Annotated in this window: 23 protein-coding genes; 7 read left to right on the top strand and 16 right to left on the bottom strand. The window is 44.4% G+C overall.

Annotated elements, in window-relative coordinates; translation table 11 throughout:
* Positions 1–24: 24 nt before the first annotated feature.
* From EXU30_RS04770 to EXU30_RS04785, 4 genes are all read right to left on the bottom strand, one after another.
* On the bottom strand, positions 25–1,236 hold the full coding sequence (locus tag EXU30_RS04770; protein WP_130598068.1) for an NnrS family protein: 1,212 nt from the start codon (positions 1,234–1,236) through the stop codon (positions 25–27).
* Positions 1,237–1,525: 289 nt separating this feature from the next.
* A complete protein-coding gene (locus EXU30_RS04775) occupies positions 1,526–3,172 on the bottom strand; it encodes a cryptochrome/photolyase family protein (protein WP_130598069.1) in 1,647 nt (548 codons plus the stop codon).
* Positions 3,173–3,225: 53 nt separating this feature from the next.
* Positions 3,226–4,188: a YbgA family protein gene (locus EXU30_RS04780; RefSeq protein WP_130598070.1), complete on the bottom strand. Its 963-nt coding sequence runs from the start codon at positions 4,186–4,188 to the stop codon at positions 3,226–3,228.
* A gap of 214 nt (positions 4,189–4,402) precedes the next feature.
* Complete coding sequence (locus EXU30_RS04785) at positions 4,403–5,332, bottom strand: polyprenyl-phosphate transporter (protein WP_130598071.1); 930 nt, start codon at positions 5,330–5,332, stop codon at positions 4,403–4,405.
* Positions 5,333–5,553: 221 nt separating this feature from the next.
* Between EXU30_RS04785 and EXU30_RS04790 the strand changes: the two genes are divergently transcribed.
* The 5 genes from EXU30_RS04790 (at position 5,554) to bamJ (ending at position 9,487) form a co-directional block, all read left to right on the top strand.
* A complete protein-coding gene (locus EXU30_RS04790; protein ID WP_130598072.1) occupies positions 5,554–6,027 on the top strand; it encodes a hotdog fold domain-containing protein in 474 nt (157 codons plus the stop codon).
* 154 nt (positions 6,028–6,181) lie between these two features.
* A complete protein-coding gene (locus EXU30_RS04795) occupies positions 6,182–7,441 on the top strand; it encodes a DUF418 domain-containing protein (RefSeq protein ID WP_165398969.1) in 1,260 nt (419 codons plus the stop codon).
* 34 nt (positions 7,442–7,475) lie between these two features.
* The gene (locus EXU30_RS04800) at positions 7,476–8,177 is read left to right on the top strand and encodes a YceI family protein (RefSeq protein ID WP_242620321.1); all 702 of its coding nucleotides are present in this window, start codon (positions 7,476–7,478) and stop codon (positions 8,175–8,177) included.
* A gap of 137 nt (positions 8,178–8,314) precedes the next feature.
* Entirely contained in the window at positions 8,315–8,689 is a 375-nt protein-coding gene (locus EXU30_RS04805) for a DUF1294 domain-containing protein (RefSeq protein WP_130598074.1), read from the top strand.
* A 327-nt stretch (positions 8,690–9,016) separates the two neighbouring features.
* Positions 9,017–9,487, top strand: a complete 471-nt coding sequence (gene bamJ / locus EXU30_RS04810; protein ID WP_130598075.1) for a BamJ family beta-barrel-assembly machinery protein — start codon at positions 9,017–9,019, stop codon at positions 9,485–9,487.
* 255 nt (positions 9,488–9,742) lie between these two features.
* Here the strand turns inward: bamJ and EXU30_RS04815 are convergent, their stop codons facing one another.
* The 3 genes from EXU30_RS04815 to EXU30_RS04825 all read right to left on the bottom strand — a co-directional run bounded on the left by EXU30_RS04815 (position 9,743) and on the right by EXU30_RS04825 (position 12,433).
* The gene (locus EXU30_RS04815; protein WP_130598076.1) at positions 9,743–10,474 is read right to left on the bottom strand and encodes a DUF599 domain-containing protein; all 732 of its coding nucleotides are present in this window, start codon (positions 10,472–10,474) and stop codon (positions 9,743–9,745) included.
* A gap of 79 nt (positions 10,475–10,553) precedes the next feature.
* Entirely contained in the window at positions 10,554–12,089 is a 1,536-nt protein-coding gene (locus EXU30_RS04820; RefSeq protein ID WP_130598077.1) for an NAD-dependent succinate-semialdehyde dehydrogenase, read from the bottom strand.
* Between the two features lie 152 nt (positions 12,090–12,241).
* Positions 12,242–12,433, bottom strand: a complete 192-nt coding sequence (locus EXU30_RS04825; RefSeq protein ID WP_130598078.1) for a hypothetical protein — start codon at positions 12,431–12,433, stop codon at positions 12,242–12,244.
* Between the two features lie 303 nt (positions 12,434–12,736).
* On the opposite strand from EXU30_RS04825, the gene EXU30_RS04830 reads away from it, so the two are divergent.
* Positions 12,737–13,081: a DUF3634 family protein gene (locus tag EXU30_RS04830; RefSeq protein WP_130598079.1), complete on the top strand. Its 345-nt coding sequence runs from the start codon at positions 12,737–12,739 to the stop codon at positions 13,079–13,081.
* Positions 13,082–13,120: 39 nt separating this feature from the next.
* Here the strand turns inward: EXU30_RS04830 and EXU30_RS04835 are convergent, their stop codons facing one another.
* The 8 genes from EXU30_RS04835 to EXU30_RS04870 form a co-directional block, all read right to left on the bottom strand.
* Positions 13,121–13,663 carry a DUF3833 domain-containing protein gene (locus tag EXU30_RS04835; protein ID WP_423213359.1) on the bottom strand — a complete coding sequence of 181 codons (543 nt, stop codon included), beginning with the start codon at positions 13,661–13,663 and terminating at the stop codon, positions 13,121–13,123.
* Positions 13,653–14,444 carry a chalcone isomerase family protein gene (locus tag EXU30_RS04840; protein WP_130598080.1) on the bottom strand — a complete coding sequence of 264 codons (792 nt, stop codon included), beginning with the start codon at positions 14,442–14,444 and terminating at the stop codon, positions 13,653–13,655. Before EXU30_RS04840 ends, EXU30_RS04835 begins: the two co-directional genes overlap by 11 nt.
* On the bottom strand, positions 14,422–14,943 hold the full coding sequence (locus tag EXU30_RS04845; protein WP_130598081.1) for a DUF2878 domain-containing protein: 522 nt from the start codon (positions 14,941–14,943) through the stop codon (positions 14,422–14,424). The genes EXU30_RS04840 and EXU30_RS04845 overlap by 23 nt, the downstream gene beginning before the upstream one ends.
* Before the next feature lie 54 nt (positions 14,944–14,997).
* On the bottom strand, positions 14,998–16,257 hold the full coding sequence (locus EXU30_RS04850; RefSeq protein ID WP_130598082.1) for an SAM-dependent methyltransferase: 1,260 nt from the start codon (positions 16,255–16,257) through the stop codon (positions 14,998–15,000).
* A gap of 134 nt (positions 16,258–16,391) precedes the next feature.
* Positions 16,392–17,300 carry a DUF1365 domain-containing protein gene (locus EXU30_RS04855; protein ID WP_130598083.1) on the bottom strand — a complete coding sequence of 303 codons (909 nt, stop codon included), beginning with the start codon at positions 17,298–17,300 and terminating at the stop codon, positions 16,392–16,394.
* Positions 17,300–18,568: an NAD(P)/FAD-dependent oxidoreductase gene (locus tag EXU30_RS04860; RefSeq protein WP_130598084.1), complete on the bottom strand. Its 1,269-nt coding sequence runs from the start codon at positions 18,566–18,568 to the stop codon at positions 17,300–17,302. The genes EXU30_RS04855 and EXU30_RS04860 overlap by 1 nt, the downstream gene beginning before the upstream one ends.
* Before the next feature lie 83 nt (positions 18,569–18,651).
* Positions 18,652–19,542, bottom strand: coding sequence for an SDR family NAD(P)-dependent oxidoreductase (locus EXU30_RS04865; RefSeq protein ID WP_130603249.1), 891 nt, complete (start codon positions 19,540–19,542; stop codon positions 18,652–18,654).
* A gap of 49 nt (positions 19,543–19,591) precedes the next feature.
* A complete protein-coding gene (locus EXU30_RS04870; RefSeq protein WP_165398970.1) occupies positions 19,592–20,161 on the bottom strand; it encodes a nuclear transport factor 2 family protein in 570 nt (189 codons plus the stop codon).
* A gap of 431 nt (positions 20,162–20,592) precedes the next feature.
* Between EXU30_RS04870 and EXU30_RS04875 the strand changes: the two genes are divergently transcribed.
* Positions 20,593–21,168 (top strand): YgjV family protein, encoded by a 576-nt coding sequence (locus EXU30_RS04875; protein WP_242620322.1) that lies wholly within the window; start codon positions 20,593–20,595, stop codon positions 21,166–21,168.
* A gap of 202 nt (positions 21,169–21,370) precedes the next feature.
* Here the strand turns inward: EXU30_RS04875 and EXU30_RS04880 are convergent, their stop codons facing one another.
* The gene (locus tag EXU30_RS04880) at positions 21,371–22,591 is read right to left on the bottom strand and encodes a M24 family metallopeptidase (RefSeq protein WP_130598085.1); all 1,221 of its coding nucleotides are present in this window, start codon (positions 22,589–22,591) and stop codon (positions 21,371–21,373) included.
* Positions 22,592–22,688 lie beyond the last annotated feature (97 nt).

Raw genomic sequence — 22,688 nt, forward strand, 5'->3', positions numbered from 1 at the left:
TGTCCTACTCATCAATTTAGATTCTTACCCTGGGCGACCATCAACTCGTGGTCGAGATAATATCGGAGCATAAAACCAAACAAACATACCAAAACCCAAAGACCAACAAGCGCCAGCTAACCATAGCCACATTTGAGTGTGCTCTGGCATCCACAGCGGCATCACCGCTCGCAGCAAACCAGCAATAGGCAAACACGCAAAGGCCAACACCATATTTGGCCCTTGATAAATATTACGACTGGTATGCCCTAGTGATACCCGCGATATCATCGACAAGCATAATGACGCTAACCCACCTACGGCAAATAAGTGCAGCAAGGTGCGATAAGCAAACTCATTGTTGACATGCCATGCCATGGCGAGCAAGGTGACTGGCAGTGCAAGGTATGAAACATGTAATGACCACAACATAGGTTCTTTTAAGGTTTTGTGGCCTTGCCAACGACTAAAGCGCACTAACTGCAATAATCCGGCGGCGGCAAGAATGACCTGCTCGACACCTTTTGGCAACATATGCGTCAAAGCTTGTACAAATAGCGTGATCATCAGCAAGATTATGCACCAATCTAACCCTACAATTGGCTCAGGCTTGTCGGCTTTTATGCGCATCGCGGTAAAAAACGGGATAACCCTGCCGCCCACAATGGTTATCACTACAGCAACCCACCAAATCATCGCCTGCCAAATCTGCGTAGAGAGCGAGAAATCACGACTATATAAAGCGTAGTAACTGAGTAAGTTAACGAGCGCGGCAACCGTTAATAGGATAGGAAAACCAATATTGCGCCACTGTTTAACCCTGTAAATACAGCGCCACAGCACACCTGCACTAATTAATAAAAATGCACTATCAAATATAGCTGGCAATATTAGGGGAATATTAAACGGCAACAGCAGCAATAAACGGGCTGCGAGCCAGCAGGCAAAGATAAGTGCTAGCGACTTACCTTTTACTGAGGGTTGATTGGTCCAAGTTTGCACTGCGGTAAGCAAAAAGCCACACACTATCGCTAGGGTAAAACCAAATAGCATTTCGTGAGGATGCCACCAAAGCGGCAGCACATTTGCCCAAAACTCACCGTTAAACAAGCTGTATTTAGGGGTATACCATCCCATCAGCCACAGCGGAATGTACAACATGGCAAGTGCAGCGCCGCCAAGGAAGAATGGCCTAAAGCCAAGTCTGAAAATTGCGGGAGTGGTTTCTACCTGCTTAGGGTCGTCGATATTGAGCATAGGTAAACTCTTTCACAGCTATAAGAAATTGACCCCGCTACTATAACACCTAAACATGCATTTAATATATATGTTTAATATTTTTGCGACTGAGGTCAATATTCAGCATAAGCTAAAAAGCGCTAAGTGGTTAATGTGGCGAGCATAAATGTACCGAGAACCCAAAATGCATTGTGAACTTAAAATGCATGGAGAAAATATGAAGTAAGCCTCAAAGTCTCAGCTTAGACTATTCGTCAGATGAGTTAGCCGAAAATTGGATTAACTAGAAAAATGAGTTAACCCAAACCTAAGACTTCTTCAATGCGGCTAGCACTTCAATCGCGCGGGTACGAGCAAAGCTATGCTCTACAATCGGCGATGGATAACAGACGGCCTGCGCTTGTTCACCACTAGCATTAACGCCACTAGTGTCACTCATATTAGCACTAGCACTAACATTAACATCGGCGAACATATCTATCACTCTTGGTTCATTGTACTTAGCCTGACTCTCACTTTTGGAGTGCGTATTACCGAGATAGCCCCCACCGCTTGGAGGTTTGTGCAAAAGCTTAGGAGCGACGTTATTTAGCTCAGGCACGAAGCGTTTGATAAATATAGCTTGCGGGTCAAACTTCTCACTTTGCAAATACGGGTTGAATACTCGAAAATACGGCTGAGCATCACAACCAGTGCCTGCCGACCATTGCCAGCCACCATTATTGGCAGCAAGGTCGCCATCAATCAGCTTTTGTCTGAAATATCTCTCGCCCCAACGCCAATCCACCAGCAAGTGTTTGGTTAAAAAGCTAGCAACAATCATCCGCAATCGGTTATGCATCCAACCAGTTTGATTGAGTTGTCGCATGGCGGCATCTACTATCGGGTAACCTGTGCGCCCCTCACACCAAGCTGCAAATTCATCCGCGTCATTGCGCCATTGAATTCCATCACCAAGCACATTGAAATTAGCGTTTTTACTTAAGCGTGGAAACGCCGCAAGTAAGTGGCGGTAAAACTCTCGCCAAATAAGCTCGTTAATCCATGTTTTACACACACTGGTTTCATTGACTAAAGCATCAGGATAATAGAACAATACAGCGGCAATACACTGGCGAGGACTCAATACCCCCAAAGCCAAATAGGGCGATAAACTACTGGTACCATCAATGGCAGGGATATCTCGCTTAGCTGAATACTGACTAATATGTCCTTCAATGAACTGATTTAAGCGCTCACTCGCAGCCTCCTCGCCTGCACTCCACTGTTCACTTGACACGCGCTCGATATAACTATCACCAAGCTCAAACCTAACAGGCTCATATGCAACTTGGCTCCCCTGCTCACATCCATGCATAACTTCGGGCACAGGCAGAGGAGCAAAAGACTCAGACATAGCTTTGGCTCGCCACTGCTTACTAAACGGCGTAAACACCTTATACATGTCGCCGCTTAGGTTGGTGACACTACCAGGTGTAATGGCGCAGTGCTGCTCAAATAGATTGAAGCTAACGCTTTTACTTTCAAGCAGAGCATGCAGCCGAGAATCACGCTGGCGCTCGTTGTGTTCCAGTTCGCTTGATGCGTAAATAGCCTTAATATCATGCTGCGCAATATAAGCTAATAACAGCTCATCAACGCCATCAAAATCATCACAGGTGAGCACATCTAGCTCAATGCCCAGCTTGGCAAGGTTCTCGCCCAGCAAATTGACATGACGCTCAATAAAGTCGATTTGCATAGCGCCAACATCATGGGCAAGCCACTGTTTAGGCGTAACAATATAGGCCGCACGCAGTTGGGCTGTTGAGGCCGCATTTGCTTCAGTGACAGTGGCTGTTTTTGCTTCTACGACAGTAGCAGTGTTGCGCGAGCGAATGTCGCTGCAGGCTTGATAAAAAGCCTTATTGTCCGCCAGGCGTAGATCCTGACGGAACCAGATCAATGAGTTCATAGTTAGCTAATAAAAGTTGGTGACATTACAGTTATTGAACACTGTGGTTAACGTTAGTAGGCGTAACGTAAACGCATCTCTTCAGGGTGTGGGTTTAAATACACCTGATCTTCAATGTAAGGCGTTGGAAACTGAGCCAAATAATGGTTAATCAGTGTAATTGGCACCAGCAGGGGCACAAGTCCTTCGCGATACTTCATAATGCTTTGGGTCAGCTCTTGCTTTTGAACTGGAGAAAGCTGCTTTTTAAAGTAGCCTTGAATGTGTTGCAACGTGCTAGTGTGATTTTTTCTAGTAGCGCGAATTTTTAGCGCGGTCATAAAGCCATCAAAATAAGCATCAGCCGTAGCATCAAGGTCTTGAATATCTGCAAGCAGAGGCCCTAACTCACGATACCAAACCGGGCTATGCGCCATCAGCAAATACTTATAGCGAGAGTGAAACTTAATTAGCTTGTGCTTGGTTAAACCTGAGCGGCGCATTTGCTGCCAATCATTGTGTGCATAAACGCGGGTGAAAAAGTTCTCTCTCAGTACCAGATCATGCAAACGCCCTGATTCTTCAACAGGCAGGTGCGGATAGGTAGCCATTAACTTTTTAGTGAATACACCAACACCATCTTTGCTGCCGTTGTTGGTATCGATTTTATATTCGGTTACGCGCTCCATCCCACAAGTGGGCGATTTGGCACAAACGATATAGCCATCAAGGTGCGCAAGACTGGGAATTTTTTTATCGCTAAAAGCTTCAAGCTGCTCGGTAACGTCCAAGCTACCGTCTGCGCTGCGCACATATAGTTTGTCGCCATCTCGCACTTGACGAATACTTTTGCGGGGCGCGCCCATACCGATCGCCATTTCAGGGCATACTGGCACGTAATCAAAAAATGGAGCGATTTCTTTCTTGCAGTATAGCGACTGCTTATGCCCGCCATCAAAGCGAACCTTTTCGCCCAGCAAGCAGCTACTAATACCAATATTAATCTTGTGTACACCTTGCTCAGAAACTTGTTCCATAATCACCTCACCTGACCAATCTACGTTGGGTTCCTTGGCTTGCTAAAAACTGAAGCTCACCTTCATGACAAGCGTTAAAATCGTTTTTAAAGTATACGCTTAACAGACAAAAAAGGTTTAATTTCAAGGATAAAACTAAAAAATAATTACAGTAAAATTGGCATAAAAAAAGCAGAGTCTAGACTCTGCTTTTTGGCTTTGTAACATTTAGATTCTATGCGGCATGCTTTTTAGATACCTTGGCAAAAATTTCCAGCCCCCATACAAGGCCGATTCCCACCAAGCAGCACACAATCGCGATACCAATTTGTGCCGACTCACCACTGACCACCTCAAACTGCATTGGTGATAGGTTAGCTTCGGTTAGCGGCACCTGCTCACCTTTTGAATTGGTGCGCCAGGTTAGCACTTCTTTCCATGGCCAAATTTTGCCGAGAGTGCCAAGCATTAAACCGGTCAAGAACATTAAGGTTTCATCATGGAATTTGCGCAGCAATGCTGATAGCACATGACTAAAGCTAAGCAGACCAATACCACAACCCGCAGCAAAACAGCCAAGAGATACCACATCAAAGCCTTTAGCTGCCGCAAGTACTGCAGGATACAAACCAAGCAGTAGCAAAATAAAGCTGCCAGAAATACCCGGCAGGATCATCGCACAAATGGCAATTGCACCACCAATGAAGAAGGTTAAATAGTTAGCTTCCAACTCGATAGGATTCAGCACCGTGATAAACCAAGCAAATGCCACACCGGCAATAAACAAGGCGATACGCGCAGCGTTAAAGCCTTTTACCTGTTTGACCATATGGATAACCGAAAACAGAATTAAGCCGAAAAAGAATGACCACACCGGGATGGGTTGGTTCGCCAGCAGCCAGGAAATAATCTTCGCCAAGGTGAAAATACTGGTGAGAATACCGCCAAACACGCAAACCAAAAACGGGCCATTAATATGTAAAAATGCCGCTTTAATACCTTGCTGCTTAATAATGCCGAATAATGACGGGTTAATTTTGCGAATTGCGTCTAACAAAGGGTCAAGAATCCCTGTAATAAAAGCGATAGTACCACCCGAAACCCCTGGTACTACGTCGGCGGCGCCCATTGCCATGCCTTTTAGATAGTTAAGCAAGTAATTCAAAACAAACCCTTATTTATATAGATAATGATGGATTATAACCAGCTTCTATAGCCGTATTAACCCCATGATACTGCAATCTTTGAATAATTATCGTTTCAAAAGTGTTAATAACAGTGTTAACCTCATCCGACCAGATGAAGAAAGATAATATAGAAACCCACTCTACAGACACAGAAACTCGGCGCGAGTTCCGCTCTATCCGGTTTAAGGACAATACCGCTATGACAACAAAAACCAATAAAGTGATGGCACTTTACAAAAAAGTGACCAGTTATCCTTTCGGCAATCATATCTTCTCAAAAATGGTGTCACGCATGGCGCCTTACTTTGGCACGGTTAAACCTTATGTTCAGTCACTCACAGCTAACCGCTGTGAAGTGTTGATTAAAAAACGTAAAGGTGTGCAAAATCACATAGGCACAGTACATGTAATTGCGATTTGTAATGGTTTAGAAATGGCAATGGGCACCATGGCTGAGGCGTCTATTCCTAAGCACCTGCGCTGGATACCAAAAGGCATGAATGTAGAATATACAGCTAAAGCGGGTAGCGATATTTTGTGTGTAGCGCAGGTTCACCCAGACCAATGGCAAGTGGGCGACCTGTATGTTGACGTAAAAGCTTATGACACTGATGGTGTGGTAGTCGTTGATGGCAAAATTAAGCTGTGGATCACCGAAAAGCCGGTTAAGTAAATCAATACACAAACCAATCGTCAGCTATCACTGATGATTAAACAGTTAAGGCAACCGTTTGAGTTGCCTTATTTTTTTGTTATAGACTCGGGCGTTAAGCCGCTTTAAACTCGAACAACTAGCAACAGCCAAATTTTGTCGAATGGAACTCGTCATGACCACTAACCACACAACTCCCTTACCTCAAACGCTGCCTAGCCAAAACACCACAATTGGCACTGAAGCCGATCTGCAAGCAAGCATACAAACCAAGCCAAAAGCTGACTCAAGCTATGAAACTAGTGCAGCAACAACTCGCACACGGTTCGCTAACCTTGATGCAATTCGCGGCCTAGCTCTACTTGGCATCTTCTTTCTCAATATCCTGATGATGAGTAACTCACTGATGGGTTACGCGCCCCACTCGCCCGAAATTGCCAGTGACATAGCTGTCGGTGTGTTTACCAGCATCTTTTTAGAAGGGCGCTTTATCAGTTTGTTTTCTATGTTGTTTGGGGTGGCTCTGCTACTACAAGTGCAGAAAGTCACGCAACACAATGAGCTAACTCCACTAGCAGCGACGCCAATAAAACAGCGCCTTAAATGGTTAATTTTATTTGGCTTTGCACATGGCTGCTTATTGTTTCCGGGCGATATTTTACTGACTTATGGTGTATGCGGCTTATTGATTTATCGCTACACCCAGTTGAGTGTCGATGAGTTATACACCAAGGCGAAAAAGTTTATCGCCATTGGTTTTGTCGTCTTTTTGCTCATGACACTTATCCCACTTGATGAAGAATGGCATCGTGGTAGTGAGCTGTTTAATCAAGAGCTTGCAATTTGGACCGGCAGTTACGTCTACCAGCTAATACATCAGGTTGGGCTGACATTTTTGATGATTTTCATGCTGCCGATATCAACCTTGTGGTTCTGCTCTGGGCTAATGGTGCTTGGCATGGCGCTGTGGAAACAAGGCTATTTTGAGCAAGGCTTTAGCCAAACGCAGCTATTAAAATTCGCTGCTGCAAGCTTGCTGTTAAGCGCTTTAGACTGTGGATTACGCTATAGCGGCAATGCGACGCTTTCCCAAGCGTCTGCCGCTATTATGACGATCAGTGCGATACCAATGGCGGCTATTTACCTGCATATTATTGTTAAACTGTGCCAAAACAACCCATTAAAACTGCAGTGGCTGCAAAATGTCGGCAAGTTGTCGCTAAGCCTGTACATACTGCAATCAATTATTGGTGTGAGTTTACTTAGGTTTATCTTCCCCGAGTGGCAAAGCGAGTTTAACCTTATCGATTATTTGCTATTGGCGCTGGGCGTTGCGGCGGCACAACTAGTGATCGCCAATGTGTACGTTAGAGTATTTAAGCAAGGGCCATTAGAAAAGCTATTACGTTTGCTTGCCAAACCAAAACTGCAATAGCATTAAAAATAAACTGAATGTAAAGGAGTCGTCAGTGAAACCTCTCAAGACTATAAGCAACAATTTATATCAAGTTATAGAATCTATCCGCTCAACGCTGATAGCCAGCGTTAAGCTAGTAACCTCACGCGCGAGTGCAGTGTTATCGACTAGCTTAGTTATTGCTTTGCTTAGTGGTTGCGTCAGCTGGGTGACTCCCAAGGTTGAATCAGAGCTTGTTGAACTTGAGCAAGGCGAATATCAGCTTGATAAAAACCACGCCGCGCTCTTATTTAAAATCGGCCACCTTGGGCTGTCGACCTATGTTGGGCGCTTTAATGACTTTGATGCCAGCCTAAGTTTTGATCCAAATAATATGACCCAGGCCAAAATGCAGGCAAGCGTGACGATAAAATCGTTAGACATTAATAACGCTGAGCTATCCGAAACCTTAATGGGCGACAGTTGGTTTGATGAGCAGCGTTATCCGCAAGCTGTCTTTACCTCTACATCTGTAACCCCAATTAGTGACAACCAATTTAACTTTAATGGCGAGCTCACCTTGCACGGCGTAACTAAGCCAGTGAGCTTTGCAGCAACCTTTCATGGCGGCGCAGATAATTGGATGACAGGCAAGTACACCTTAGGCTTTAGCGCGAGCGGCACCATTAAACGCTCTGATTTTGATATGGGCAGCTATGTACCGCTTATTGGCGATGAAGTGACGTTGGAGATTTATGCCGAGTTCGTCAAATAAAGTGCTCGTGAAGTAAAAAGGCTCGTGAAGTAAAAAGCGAACTTTGTATAAATTTGAATGAGTAATCCAAAAGGCGAAACGAAAACCGCTACAATAGCGACCTTGTCCCCCTCAGTAACAAACCGAGACTCACTAAATTGATAAAGCTTATTGCACTTATTTGTGCCCCGCTGTTTGCCGCTGTTATCTACTCGCTGAATGTTGATGCCTTATGGTTATGGTTAGGCATTTGCCTGTGGAGTTTTTGCCTATACGCCATAGATAAGCTTTGCGCCATTAAAGGCTGGCAACGAGTATCTGAAAAAATGCTGCTAGTTAGTGGCGCCTTTGCTAGCTGGCCAGCGGCCTATTTCGCTCAGCAGAGCTTACGACACAAGACTCAAAAACAGCCTTTCAAGCGTAACTTCTATCTAATCGCGGTATTGCAAACCTGCATTATCGCCAGCTTGGGGTACTTCCTGTTTCAGTCGCAATCTCTGAACATCCCCTACATCAGTAAATGGACAAATTGACGATCGATTTAACAAACGCGATTATTTAACAAAACGAGAGCATTAAAATAAACAGCAACCTACTTAGGGGATAAATGGGCTTTGAGAAAGCAAGCCTCTTTAGCAGGGATGCTAAAGCGGAGCCATCATGGATGATTTCACGGCGTCTTGCGCGATCAAAGCTCATTTGTCCAAATAAAAGACTGACACCAACCTTATCGACATCTAGATTTACTATCGTCTGATATCAATAGATACGATACACTCACCCTGTTAATCAAACTAGCTGACGAACTTATAAAATTTATCGGCGTTCAGTATTCACACCTAAAGGTTAAAGATAAAACTATGAAAATGTTACTAGCGGTATTTTGCATCGCAGGGGTAATTTTTTACTTCTTCACTCAATCAAACAACTCAAAAAAAGCTGCAGAGAATATCGAAAAAGGTAAAGTCTTTTTAGCCGAAAACGCCAAACGTGAAAGCGTTGTAGAAACCCTATCTGGCCTGCAATATGAAGTATTGGTTAAAGGTGAAGGTACTGAACATCCAAAAGCGACTGACAAAGTGACAGTGCACTACCACGGCACACTTATCGACGGCACAGTGTTTGACAGCTCAGTTGATCGCGGTGAAACCATTGCCTTCCCACTAAATCAGGTGATTAAAGGCTGGACTGAAGGCGTACAGCTGATGACAGTTGGCGATAAGTTCCGTTTTTATATTCCAAGCCAATTAGCCTACGGCAACCGCGCTGCAGGTAAAATTGAAGGCGGCTCTGTACTGATTTTTGATGTTGAGCTATTTGCTATTAACTAATACCAATTGACACAAGTTTTTGATCATTCTTACTGGTTAAAACCGCTTATAACTTCGTTAAAAATTTTGTAGGTAGAACAACTAGCTAGCTGCAATTTCCGCCTTGTTCTAAGCGATTTTTCCTATGTAATCTCTGATCACTTATTTATCCCAATTGGTATAACAAGTTCATGCACCTATTCTAAAGCTCACGCTATAAACAACAAAGCCTACAAATTTGTAGGCTTTGTTGTATTAAACTGAGTGTTTGCGCCGCTACTTAATATAATCAATGCCCCTTGTTTTAGCATTAATCTCCAACTCATTTTGCGCCGCTATAAATGCTTTTACCGCACGAGAATGAAACTCGCGGCGGTAAAGGGTATAAACAACGAGTAAACTAGCAATAATCAGCGCATGTGGGTTCCAAAACCAACATAGGCTAGCCATGGCAAAGTAATAACAACGAAGGCCATAGTTATAGGCATGAGCGGCTTGATCGCCAACCGTTGCCATTTGTCTGGCATAGGCGAATAAAGCCTTATCACGCCCAGTACTGTCATATGGCGCCGCACCTATCATCACATTTAAAAAACCATATTGGCGCATCGCCCAAGTGAAATGAAAAAAGGCGAGCACAAAAATACCCACCAGCACCCCTAGCTTAACTTGCACTAGCGCATGGTTAGGCGCAGAAGCATACGGAATGGAATTAATCACTTCTTCAAGTTTATCAACTTGAGCAAATAGGGTTAATACACCGGCAAGCACCAGCAAGGTCGACGAAGCAAAAAAGGCAATGTTGCGCTCGATGTTTGCCATTAACGCCGCTTCCCCCACTCTCACATCACGGCTGAGTAACGAATTCATCCAGTGAATACGGTGTTGGTGTAAACATCGAGAAATACAGTCGGTGTTTTTAGCCTTTAAGCGAGAAAAGTTAGTGTAGCCAATCCAACAGGTGGCAAAACACAAAAAAGCGATGGTATCGATTAAAGAGAAGCTCATAAATGACGGTTCCGAGGCGCACAAGCCATTATTATGCCTAATATAAAGTGTTGGTTAAACAAGCAAGCTAAATGGGGATTCAACGCCCCTGACACAGATACTTTTGCACTAGATACTCTTCGATACCCTCTTTGCCGCCTTCCCGCCCATAACCTGAAGCTTTAATGCCACCAAATGGTGCAACTTCGGTAGAGATAAGCCCAGTATTGATCCCAACCATGCCATAGGCTAACTCTGCGCCGAAACGGTGAATGTGGGATACATTCTGACTATAGACGTAAGCCGCTAACCCAAATGGGGTGTCATTGGCATAGTTAATCACCTGTTCGATATCATCAAACGCAATAATTGCTGCAACAGGGCCAAAGGTCTCTTCCCTTGCAAAGCGCATACCGTGACTGGCGTTAGTTATTATTGTTGCGGGATAAAACAACCCTTTTGTCGCCTTGCCACCACATACCAGTGTTGCACCATTGGCAATCGCATCATCAACATGTTGCTGAACTTTTTCCACCGCAGCCTGATTAATCAAAGGCCCTAAATGAACGTCATTATCAAAGCCATTACCAAGATTTAGCTTGGCGACTTTATTGGTAAATTGCTGGCAAAACTCAGCGTAAATAGCACGATGAACATAGATACGATTGGCACACACGCAGGTTTGGCCGCTGTTACGGAATTTAGATTGAATCAAGCCATCAACGGCATCTTCAATAATGGCATCATCCATAACAATAAACGGGGCATTTCCACCTAATTCAAGCGATAGCTTAGTCACGTTGCTGGCACTTTGACGGATAAGCTGCTGCCCGACAGCAGTGGAGCCTGTAAACGACAGCTTTTTAATGATTGGGTTTTGACAAAATTGCTCACCTATCATGACTGCATCACCTGTCACCACATTAAATAATCCTGCCGGAATGCCGGCTTGCTCAGCAAGCGAAGCTAGCGCAAATGCAGTAAATGGCGTTGCTGGCGCAGGCTTGACGATTATGGCGCAGCCCGCTGCCAACGCCGGAGCTGCTTTACGAGCAATCATAGCCGCAGGGAAATTCCACGGTGTTATCGCGGCGCAAACGCCTACAGCTTGCTTTACCACAGTGAGCTGCAGCTGCGCTTGATGGGCTGGAATAACCTCGCCATACACGCGTTTCGCTTGCTCAGCATACCACTGCACATAGCTAGCAGCGTAATTCACCTCAGCTATTGCCTCCGCTAACGGCTTACCTTGCTCTGTGGTAATTATCTGCGCCAGTGACTCTTGGTTAGCAACAATTAACTCATACCATTTTTGCAACAATGCTGATCTATGCTTTGCGGTTTGTGCCTGCCAGCTAGTTTGCGCCTGCTGCGAAAATATCATTGCCTGACTCAATTGAGTTTCGCTGATCTTCGGCGAGTAACCAATCACCTCACTCGTTGCAGGATTAATCACAGCATCAGTTTCACCTCCTTCCCCATCACACCACTTCCCAGAGATATAGCATTGCAGCTTGAATAGCGGATTACCCGCAAGCTTTGGCAATAACTTCAAGGTACTTTCTTCTCTGTTCTTGAGTGACTTCTTGGGTGACTTAGTGGACGAGTTCTTGGGTGAATTAATGGGCGAGTTCATGGATGATTGACCTAGTTATGCTGCACAAACAACTTCTAACAATAATCGCACTATAGCACAGTAAACTGCTCGCTATCACCGCCGCAGCGTATAGCTGCAAGACACAAAAAAGCCTCTAACAATAGAGGCTTGATGTTAATTTTTACTGTGGATTACTTAATTTCAGTATCGCGTGATGCTCTAGCAAAGCAGTCACTTTCTAATTGGCACTTAAAGCTGTCCCAGTTAGACATTAAATCTTTTAACTGCTCATCACGCTGAGGGAATTTACCAGCCAAATTTGCCAGTAATGATTTTTGAATTTCACAGATCTCGCTCCAACGAGCGGCATTAGTTACAGCCATAATATCATCCTTAAAGTTATCGATTGCCTTCCATTGCTTACTGTTGTTGATGACTATTTAACTGTTAAATCATATCGTTAGCTTACGCATCTAGTTTAACCATTACTCATCAAGCAAGCGCTAATGTAATAAAAGTGTAACATAGAACTCATCGCGTGCTATTAAATGTACAAACTGTTACAAAGTGATACGAGATGACAAGCCTATCTACCTAGCTCACACACTCGCACATGAGTGGAACGATACCATTGTTGTCAGCAGGTTATGTTGTTAGAGTCGTTAAGGAACACGGAGAGTATGCCTATGTTAGACACAATTATAAAAATCACCTTCTTAGCGGCCGCTGCCTTTCTTGCTTACAAACTGATTTTCGCAGGCAAAAAAGGGCTGACATTATTTGAAATGCACTATAAAGATGGACGCTTAGATAAACACAAGGGCAAAATTCCAGAAAAGTTTCTTCGCGAAAGCCGCGTCATCGCTAAAAAACACAAGCTCACGTGTACTATTCGCGCTGAGCGCTTAGGTGATGTAAGGCTGAATATTTCAGCTAATGTGGGTGACAATATTGCTCAGCAGCTACGCAACGTATTTCCTTTTGAATATTTTGATCGTAAACAAGTCGATAATTCTAAACTTAAGGGCTAAGGGCTTAAATCTGGGGGTCTTAAATCTAGAGCCTTAAACCTAGCGCCCGTTAACCTTTGAAATAACTAGAGTCACCTTAGCGACGGTGATACCAAACTTAATAATATCGCTTTTGTTAATAATGGTGTTGTCGTCTACAAGGTACATCCAATCGTCAAAATGAACCTGATAGGTATCGCCATCAACGGGCAGCATCATATCGTAACGCCAGCGCAGTGCACTGCCCTTAGCTTGACCCAGTGCTTCACCTAGTATGTCATCCGCTCTGCCCTTGTATTTACCATCACCAAGATCTGTCAAATACCAAAAGCGCGTCTGTTTTTCACCATCATCATAGATAAACCACTCTTTTAGCAGCCCTTCATTCCCTTGCCATGATCCTTCCATCGACACGGTGAACTTTCGCACAACTTTGCCTGAATAATCCTCAACTACACCTGCGGCGTATAACTCGCCTTCAAAAAACTTTTTTAAATCAAGTTTGGGATTCGTATCGACATAATCATCAATGCTAGGCGATGCGCAGGATGCCAATAGCAAGGTAAACAAGACAAAAACAAACGCCTTAACTCTATTCATCATTTGCTCCTACGGGATTTAGCTGTGAGACTTTTTGAGGATGGGAGTTTGGTTGGGCATTTGATAAAGAGTTTAGTGGCGTATTTGACGCTGTCGCGGAGTCAGCGTTTAGAGTATCGCTCGGTAGTTCTTGAGCATAAGTTATCGACGAATCTACACTTGCTTCAGAATCAATAGACTCAAGAGGCAAGTCAAAACTGTCGCCTAACAATGCTTGCCTAAGACCGGGTTCACTGGTGTTTTCAGATAACCAAATCGATACAAACGCCTGACTAAAATAGGGAGTTGAGACTGTGTGGACATGCTCATCATTGTACCAAAATGCACCTTCGCCATTGGTGTTAACTTTAAATGTCAGCCTGTCACCTTGTTTAACATCCGGCCAAGCATGCTTTAGTGAGGGAGCAAACTCATCAATCAAAGACTGCGCCATACCGAGGTGTTGCCATTGGTCAACCGTTGCCTCAATTAAGTCGTCAGCTTCAATATCGCGATAATACTCAATGTCCAAAATCAGCGGCTGCTGCTTACTAAAATATCTACCATCTTCAGTGAGTAACTTGGCTCGGTAAACATCAAACCACATAAATGACATTTCTCCTTCGCCCACTAACTTGAACTCTTCAAAGCTAACATTATTGGGTAGAGGCTGAGCAGCCAAATTTTTTGCTACAAGCCCACTACTCACTAGACTCGATATCATTAACAATCCAGCTAGCGCTGGTGTAGACAGATTTGATTTAGTGGGTAATAGGTTCGATTTATTGGGTAATAGATTGGTCATCTTGGCCTCGATTAACTGCACTCATGTTGGCAATAGCAATCAATACGGGCAGTAAGATAGACCAGATCAAAATTAAAGCTATGACACTGTTGGTCATCGAGTAACCAAGCTCAACCGCGCCAAACTTGTAGCCAGCTAAATAACTAATGGTGCCGAACACGCCACCGAAAATCGCTTGAAGGTAAACAGAGAGGCGAGACAAGAAGCCCAAACTATATTGTAGGCTTATCGCAAAAATTCCCCAAAGCACCATCAGCCACACAGGGGTTGAAGAAAAGATAAAAAAGCCAGAAAAGATGAGCGCAGCATCAACACTGATACCAATTAGTGAAACAAACCACATGACGCGCAAATCACGCATTTTGTGTTTTGATAAAACGAAATGTCCGAGCAACAGCAGGCTAGATAACCACAGGTAAACATTGCCCCAAAGCACACCAAGCCACCAAATAGCCTGAAAGCTAACCAGGTTAAAAATCATCATATACAACGAGGTCATATTTCCTCCTACGATAACCTTTCAAACTGTTGATGGGCTAGATATTGCGAGACGCTAACTAATGCTAATGCGATAATCTGGCTTGTTAGCCACCAGATGCACTGCACTGGTTGTACGCTCTAAAAAGCCACCTTCGCAGTAACTAAAATAAAACTTCCACATACGAACGAAATCATCGCCATAACCCAGTTGTTTTACCTTGTCGTACGCGGCGTCGAAATTATGATGCCAGTCAGCCAATGTACGCGCATAATCATAGCCAATATCATCAATCGAACACGCCACCATGTCAGTCTTATTCGCGAGGTGTTTGGTCATCTCACTCACTGATGGCAGGCAACCTCCGGGGAAGATATAGGTCTGGATAAAGTCAACTCCGCTGCGATAGCTATCGTATCTTTGGTCGGCAATGGTAATGGCCTGAATAAGCATGCGTCCGTCTGATTTAAGCAGCGAGTTAAGCTTGTCAAAGAAGCCACTTAGGTACTCATGCCCCACAGCCTCGATCATTTCGATGGACACTAGGCGGTCAAATTTACCCTCGAGTAAACGGTAGTCTTGTTTTAGTAGGGTAACTTTATCCTGCAAACCCAGCTTTTCAATACGTGCTTTCGCGTAGTCATACTGTGCATCGGATATCGTAGTTGTGGTTACCTCAACGCCATAGTGCTGAGCAGCATAAATGGCTAACGCGCCCCAACCGGTACCAATCTCAAGTAAGGTCTGGCCTGGCTTTAAATCAAGACGCTTACAAATGGTATCTAACTTATGGATTTGAGCCTGCGCCAGGCTTGAGTCGATAAACGGATAAATTGCGCTTGAGTACAACATTTCTGGGTCAAGAAACTGCTGGTACATGTCGTTACCTAAATCGTAGTGCGCAAGGATATTGCGTTTTGAACCCGCCTTAGAGTTACGATTAAACATGTGCTTGAAGCGATTGACCACTCGACTAAACCAGGAGAACTTGCCTTCGATGCTATCAAGCAGAGCTAGGTTTTTGGCAAACACCTGCACGACTTTGGTTAAATCAGGGCTAGTCCAATGGCCTTGGATGTAAGCTTCACCGGCACCAATTGACCCACCAGTTAACACCTGACGATAAAAACTTGGGTGGGTAACCTGAATACTGGCATGAATATCTGATTTAGGATCACCAAAGCTCTGCGAGCCACCGTTTCCCTGCTCTGCGGTGTCATGAATGGTGAGAAACCCGTGTTGCAATCCAGATAGCGCTTTTAATATGAGCTTTTTCGCCACGTTTTGAGAAAGCGTCGCCTGAGTAAGTACAGATCCGTTAGCTGTATTTTCCATTTTTCACTCCGTTGCAACATGATTTGCTAATGTAAAACCAATAATTAAGTTAGAAGCTTATACGCACACAAAGAGGATTTGGTTTAACGTGTATCAATTCGAATAACTTAAGTTCGAGTATGCGCCTAATACGCTTAGACCTCGGCATTCTTCGAGACCAGCGCACTCTTGCCAAGAAATGGGATCTTCTTGCGCCAGATCTTGAATGCTTGCCAGTAAATACGCGCAACTATGCCAAATGTCATCAAAGGAAAGCGCCAGGCAAAACTTCGTAAATTCGCTTTAGAAAAAGGTTGCTGTTTGAGTGCCATATTGGCTTCAAACAAACGCTGACGACCACTATCTAGGTTGCTGATACTGATAGAAAACTTATTTTCTGGTGGCAATACTCGCCAGCGATATTGCATATCGAGCCCCATGAATGGCGAGACTAAAAAGTCTTTGTCTGTCATTTGGGTTGTCGATAAGTCCACTAAATAACAATGTCTTTCATTCCAAGGCGTGTTACTCACTTCAGCCAACATCACTCGCGCTTGCCCATCTTGATAGCAAAAGTAAAAATTAACCGGACTGAAGTAAAATCCAAAGTGGCGCACCTGTCCGGCAAACAACACCTTATCAATACAATCTGGGTCAAAAGCCTCAGTTTGAGGAGCTTGAACGCCCTGCGACGCTTGTGGCTCTTGTGAAAAGCGGGATAGCTGAGTGCTATGCTGCTCAGCTAAACGCTTAACCACTGATATGACCCGCGACTTAAGCGCACTGGCACTATCTTCCGATTTAACTATCGCTAGCTCTTCGTCAAACTGCTTATCAAGCTGATTAAGGTAGTCATTGCAATTAAAACGTATTGGAGCAAAACCAGATGATGAAAAGCTGGCACTAAGCTCAGAGAGGTTATTTAACTCATCAAGGTCAATTACTAACATGGCAAAAGGATAATTAAACTGATGCACACTAGGCGCAAAGCGTCTGTGCATGACACTGCCTCGATAAATGCCGCCGTTAAATTCGCAATGCGCACTGTCAGTTTTCTTATCCATTAGAGTTCAACCCCAAGCATATTGCACACATCAACCGCGCTGCGCACACCGTCTTCATGAAAACCGTTATACCAATATGCGCCAGCAAAATAGGTATTGTTTTTACCATTAATAAGTCCGCGCTGAGCCTGAGCATCGCTCGCTGCTTGATTAAATACTGGATGAGCATAGTTAAACTTACGTAAGATTTTCGACTCATCAATCAGTTGCGTTTGGTTTAAGGTTACACAAAACGTCGGTGAGCCTTTAGGCAATCGCTGCAGAATATTCATGTTATAGGTCACACTCGCAGGTCGTGACAACAGCTCCGCCTGGCTCGCCCCATCTAAACGATAGTTCCAACTTGCCCACGCAGCCTTGCGCTTTGGCAACAAACCGGTGTCTGTGTGCAGCACTACCTCGTTGTTTTGATAAGCCAAATCACTCAGCAACCGTTTCTCATCATCACTGGCATCACTCAGCATGGCTAACGCCTGATCGCTATGACACGCAAGTACCACATCATCAAAAAGCTTAACTTCACCGTTATTAAGTGTAAGTTCAACACCATCATCGCTGCGCTTCACCTGCTTGATTGGCGTATTAAGGTGTATCTTGTCCGCATATGGCGCGGTTAAACCTGGAATATAGCTGCGTGAGCCGCCTTCAAGGACATACCACTGCGGCCTGTCGCTGACATTAAGCAAGCCGTGATGATGGAAAAAGCGAATAAAGAACTGCAGCGAGAATACCCGCATATCGTCAATACTTGCCGACCAAATAGCCGCGCCCATTGGCAAAATATAGTGCTGAGAAAAATACTCGCTAAAACCTTGCTCGTCTAAGAATTGCCCTAATGAGGCATAAGGAAAATTGTCTTGCTCATACAGTTCTTTGCAAATGCGGTTAAAGCGTAGGATCTCTTGTAAAAATCGATAAAATCTAGGGTTCAGTAAATTGCGTTTTTGCGCAAACATGCTCCAAAGACTATGGCCATTGTACTCAAGCCCAGTCAGCGCATTGTGCACGCTAAAACTCATTTCAGTTGGCAACGAGCTCACGCCAATCTGCGCCATGAGTTTTTGAAATCGAGGGTAAGTGCGATCGTTAAATACGATAAAGCCAGTATCAATTGCATAACTTTTGCCATCGACTTCGACATCGACGGTTGCCGTGTGCCCGCCAATATAGTCATTGGCTTCAAACACAGTCACATCATACTGTTTACTCAATAAATAGGCTGAAGTTAAACCTGCAATACCACTTCCTACTACGGCTATTTTTTTCATTTTACGTCCTGTTTGTGATTGCCTTTGTTTGTCCAGCTTATCTTGTAGCTAATTCAAATTATTCGAGTTTTACCTGCTTTGCCTTAAACCTGTTTCACCCGTTTAGTTGCTGATGATTTGCTATTTGATGTTAATTTCGGTCCAGAATCTTGCTTGTTACGAGAACTTTTGTTGTTAGCATCAGCCCCTAATAGTTTGAGCTTGATAAATGTCGGCAACATGCCTAATAACTTCAACATATAGGTGAATCGCCTAGGGAAATGAATATCATTGCGGCCAACTTTCATGCCTTGATAAATATAACTTGCTGCTTGCTCACTAGAGATGCGCATTGGCATCGAAAAATCATTTTTGTCAGTTAACGGTGTTTGAACAAACCCTGGATGGATGACACTGACATGTCGCTTAGATGCTTGGAGATCTACGCGCAAGCTTTCTGCCAAATAAGTTACTGCAGCTTTTGATGCGCCATAGGCTTGAGCACGGGGAAACGGCAAATAAATTGCGCTCGAACTCATTAAAGCAATGCGCCCATCCTCGACTAACAGCGGCAAAAAGGCCTCTAAGCAAAAACCTGTTGCAACAACATTAGTATTGATGACCCTAGCAAACAGGTCACTGTCAAAACGCGACACATCATCTATGTACTCGCAACTTCCCGCATTAAGCACAACTTGAGTGAGGCTTAGATTTTCATCGGCAATGAGCTGCTTTAGTTGCTCACCGGCAGATAACACCTGCTGCTTGTTGGTAATATCAAAACTAAGCTGATGAATCTTGCCTTGAACACAACCGGTCGATGAGTTGTTGTCGAACGAGATTGCACAACTAGCCGCCAAACATGATTCCTCCAGCAACGCTAACTTAGCGCTGTTGCGCCCGCAAGCAATGACCTGCCAACCCTGATCAAAATAATGTTTTGCTAGACTGTAGCCAATGCCCGAACTGGCCCCGGTAATAAGGACACAAGGCATTGTATTTTGGCCATTAAACTCTGTTGAGCTAGAGCCTGCTATATATTGTTTACTCATCTGTTGCCACCCGCTGTTTAATTTTGTTAATCGCCCAACCAAGCACAGGTATGTGTTGATAAACCATAGCTGCTCCATCGAAGTAGTCCCTGTGGAACATCACCTTGTCGGCAAATTTGAGTTGGCTCATGCCTTCAACTTCAATTGGCTCACCCTTGGCGAGTTTGGGGTGTTGATAGGTCATAGTCCAAAACACGCTGGCATGTCGAACATCTAAACTCTGCGGCTGACCTGAACTGATATCAACCTGGTGAATATCGAACTTGATGGCAAGCACGTTTTCATACATGCCAGCAAAGTAGTGCTTCAGCTGTTGCAATCCTTTGATGTGATGAAGCGGATCTTTAAACTCGATTTGCTCGTTATAGACTTCATCAAGTAGGCTCAAATTATCTTTACCTAGCTTCTGATACATCGCGATAAAATTTGCAATAGCACTAGGCAGCTCAGCTTCAACGCCTTGAGCATTAATGCCCTGTACGCTTTCACTTTTAGCTAACTTAACCTCTGTGCCGTGCGTAGTGCTTGCTGGCACACTCGCTAGGTTGCTGGCATCAGCCATATTTACTCCCTATCTTTTATCGAACCGATCTTTTATCGACCTTATCTTGTATCGATCAACGGCCTGCTTCAAAAACAAAAAAATAACTGCTTAACAATACGTTAAAAGTTAGCTCAAGGATCAGTTCATGTCTCTTTTTATCTCAAATGTATTTGAGATAAAGCTTGCTCAGTCAACAATTTCTAGCCTCGCCAATTTTTACGCTTTGAAAACAAATTTCAAACACCTAACACACGTCTGCAAAACAGCTAACAAACACTTTTCGAAAACTCGCCCTCAAAACCGCCTCAATATGCGCCTTTGCTAGGTAGATCACAGCATACAAGTGCAAAAAACATACAATGCGCGCCCTTTGAATTTTCATCGCAGCACGGTGAAGCCCAAGGTCTCAACCCTTGTGAAAACCAAGATCAAACTAGAGCGCAGCATCCATGAATATTACTGAGTTTAGCTATCAAGTGATTGCCCAATGCATTGGCTTTATTGCCATGATTTTTGGCTGGCGCGCTTGCACCCAAAACTCACACTCAGGCTTTATGCGCAACAATATGTTGGCATCACTGCTCACCGCAATACACCTAGGGTTAATGGGCAGCATGGCGGGTATGGCTAATCAGCTGATTAATATGGGGCGCTTTACTGCAGGGCAAAGCAGGCGTTGCCGTACAGGGGCAAGGCCACTAATACTCGCCACAGGATTTAGTTTAATCGCCCTATTACAAGGGATTTTGTGGGCGCAGCATTGGAGCGAATGGTGCGCGGTTGGCGCTGGGGTGTTCAGCAGCTTTGCGGTGCTATATTTAGCACAAAACAAACTAAAGCTGGCGTTTGTGCTTACCAACTTGATGAACCTAAGCCTTTCTTTATATTTACTTTCTTGGTCTGGGATGATTTACCAAGTTGTCGCAATCGGTTTGTTGCTCAAGCAAATTCATCTCGAAGGCGATGTTGAGGGTGAGATAAACCTTGAAGGTAGTGACGCAGGCATGGAAGCATCTAAAGCCTAGATATTAACCAAACCCAGGCATCAAGCAAACCTAGGTCAGCTCACAGGGCGAGTGCATGAGAGATTGATTATCAGCCATGTACTAAAGGAAACGCGCGGTAAATATTCGTAACCCCAGCCCGTAGATGATCCAACAATAAATTTGCAAAAAATAAGCGGTGACTTACATCACCGCTTGGTTATTTATAAGAAATTTTGTCGACTTAGTTGTCAGCTAAATCAAATGGGTCATCAATTGACTTCGCAGGCTTGGTAAACCATTTAGGACCATCAGCAGCCATATAGAAATGATCTTCATGGCGCACTCCAAACTCACCCGGTACGCATAACATTGGCTCGTTACTAAAACACATGCCAGCAGCAAGTGGCGTATGATCGTTTAATACCAAATATGGCCATTCGTGAATATCTAAGCCAACACCGTGACCTGTGCGATGCGGCAGCCCTGGCACGTCGTAACCTGGGCCAAAACCCGCTTGCTCAAGCACAGTTCGTGCTGCTCTATCTACCTCGCTACATGGCGTACCAATTTGCGCTGCAGCAAAAGCGGCTAATTGCGCATCTTGCTCATATTGCCAAAGCTCACGTTGGCGTTCACTTGGCTCGCCATATACATAAGTACGGGTAATATCTGAGTTATAACCTTCAAGCTGACACCCGGTATCAATCAGCACAGTGTCATTCAGCTCAAGCGCTTTGGGCGACATCACACCATGTGGATAGGCGCTGTCTTCACCAAATAACACGATACAGAAGTAAGACCCTTTTGGTGCGCCCACCTTAATGTGCGCCTGATGAATAAAGGCTTCAACTTCTTGCGTGGTAATACCTTCACGCAAAATACTTGCAGCGGCTATATGCACCGCAAGCGTCATATCTTTAGCGCGCTGCAATAAGGCAAGCTCGGCAGCTGATTTAATTTGACGACACTTTGCACTCACGCAGCTTGCATTAATAACTTCAACATTTGTGAGTGCTTTATCAACGCCATTGGCGATAAAAAAGGCCGCAGCTTCATCAACTGCGACTCGGTTGTGATTAAGCCCCATGCGATTGACGACAGTAGCAAATAGCGCATAAGGACTTTCATCTTCTTGCCAGGTATTTACCTCGCCAGTAATTTGCATAAAGCCTTTTAGGGTGTCGAGTTCAAATGCTGGGGCAATAAACTCTAGCTCACCGTTTGCTGGCAAAATCGCGCCCACCATACGCTCACTTGGATACCATCTCAGGCCGGTAAAATAATAAAGGTTGGTACCAGCATTGAGGTACATGGCATCAATATTTTGCTCAGCCATGAGTTGCTGAGCTTTGGCGATGCGCGCCTTGAACTCACTTAGCGCAATCGGCTCAACGCCTTGAGTCATATTTTCCAAGGTCGCTAACGCCTGCTCTGGCGTTTTTCCACCTACACCAATTGTCATTACTGTCTCCAATAATCTATTACGCACCTAGCTGCTCAAATCCGCTCGTAGCATCTGCTGAGACGAGTAAAAGGCTCAAACTAATGAATCTGAATTC

This window comes from Shewanella maritima, assembly GCF_004295345.1.
GTDB classification, from domain to species: Bacteria; Pseudomonadota; Gammaproteobacteria; order Enterobacterales; family Shewanellaceae; genus Shewanella; species Shewanella maritima.

Excerpts from the sequence above, each read along its gene's own strand:
- EXU30_RS04770 (WP_130598068.1), bottom strand. The coding sequence starts at position 1,236 with ATGCTCAATATCGACGACCCTAAGCAGGTAGAAACCACTCCCGCAATT.
- EXU30_RS04775 (WP_130598069.1), bottom strand. The coding sequence starts at position 3,172 with ATGAACTCATTGATCTGGTTCCGTCAGGATCTACGCCTGGCGGACAAT.
- EXU30_RS04780 (WP_130598070.1), bottom strand. The coding sequence starts at position 4,188 with ATGGAACAAGTTTCTGAGCAAGGTGTACACAAGATTAATATTGGTATT.
- EXU30_RS04790 (WP_130598072.1), top strand. The coding sequence starts at position 5,554 with ATGACAACAAAAACCAATAAAGTGATGGCACTTTACAAAAAAGTGACC.
- EXU30_RS04795 (WP_165398969.1), top strand. The coding sequence starts at position 6,182 with ATGACCACTAACCACACAACTCCCTTACCTCAAACGCTGCCTAGCCAA.
- bamJ (WP_130598075.1), top strand. The coding sequence starts at position 9,017 with ATGAAAATGTTACTAGCGGTATTTTGCATCGCAGGGGTAATTTTTTAC.
- EXU30_RS04815 (WP_130598076.1), bottom strand. The coding sequence starts at position 10,474 with ATGAGCTTCTCTTTAATCGATACCATCGCTTTTTTGTGTTTTGCCACC.
- EXU30_RS04820 (WP_130598077.1), bottom strand. The coding sequence starts at position 12,089 with ATGAACTCGCCCATTAATTCACCCAAGAACTCGTCCACTAAGTCACCC.
- EXU30_RS04825 (WP_130598078.1), bottom strand. The coding sequence starts at position 12,433 with ATGGCTGTAACTAATGCCGCTCGTTGGAGCGAGATCTGTGAAATTCAA.
- EXU30_RS04830 (WP_130598079.1), top strand. The coding sequence starts at position 12,737 with ATGTTAGACACAATTATAAAAATCACCTTCTTAGCGGCCGCTGCCTTT.
- EXU30_RS04835 (WP_423213359.1), bottom strand. The coding sequence starts at position 13,663 with ATGATGAATAGAGTTAAGGCGTTTGTTTTTGTCTTGTTTACCTTGCTA.
- EXU30_RS04840 (WP_130598080.1), bottom strand. The coding sequence starts at position 14,444 with ATGACCAATCTATTACCCAATAAATCGAACCTATTACCCACTAAATCA.
- EXU30_RS04845 (WP_130598081.1), bottom strand. The coding sequence starts at position 14,943 with ATGACCTCGTTGTATATGATGATTTTTAACCTGGTTAGCTTTCAGGCT.
- EXU30_RS04850 (WP_130598082.1), bottom strand. The coding sequence starts at position 16,257 with ATGGAAAATACAGCTAACGGATCTGTACTTACTCAGGCGACGCTTTCT.
- EXU30_RS04855 (WP_130598083.1), bottom strand. The coding sequence starts at position 17,300 with ATGGATAAGAAAACTGACAGTGCGCATTGCGAATTTAACGGCGGCATT.
- EXU30_RS04860 (WP_130598084.1), bottom strand. The coding sequence starts at position 18,568 with ATGAAAAAAATAGCCGTAGTAGGAAGTGGTATTGCAGGTTTAACTTCA.
- EXU30_RS04865 (WP_130603249.1), bottom strand. The coding sequence starts at position 19,542 with ATGCCTTGTGTCCTTATTACCGGGGCCAGTTCGGGCATTGGCTACAGT.
- EXU30_RS04870 (WP_165398970.1), bottom strand. The coding sequence starts at position 20,161 with ATGGCTGATGCCAGCAACCTAGCGAGTGTGCCAGCAAGCACTACGCAC.
- EXU30_RS04875 (WP_242620322.1), top strand. The coding sequence starts at position 20,593 with ATGAATATTACTGAGTTTAGCTATCAAGTGATTGCCCAATGCATTGGC.
- EXU30_RS04880 (WP_130598085.1), bottom strand. The coding sequence starts at position 22,591 with ATGACAATTGGTGTAGGTGGAAAAACGCCAGAGCAGGCGTTAGCGACC.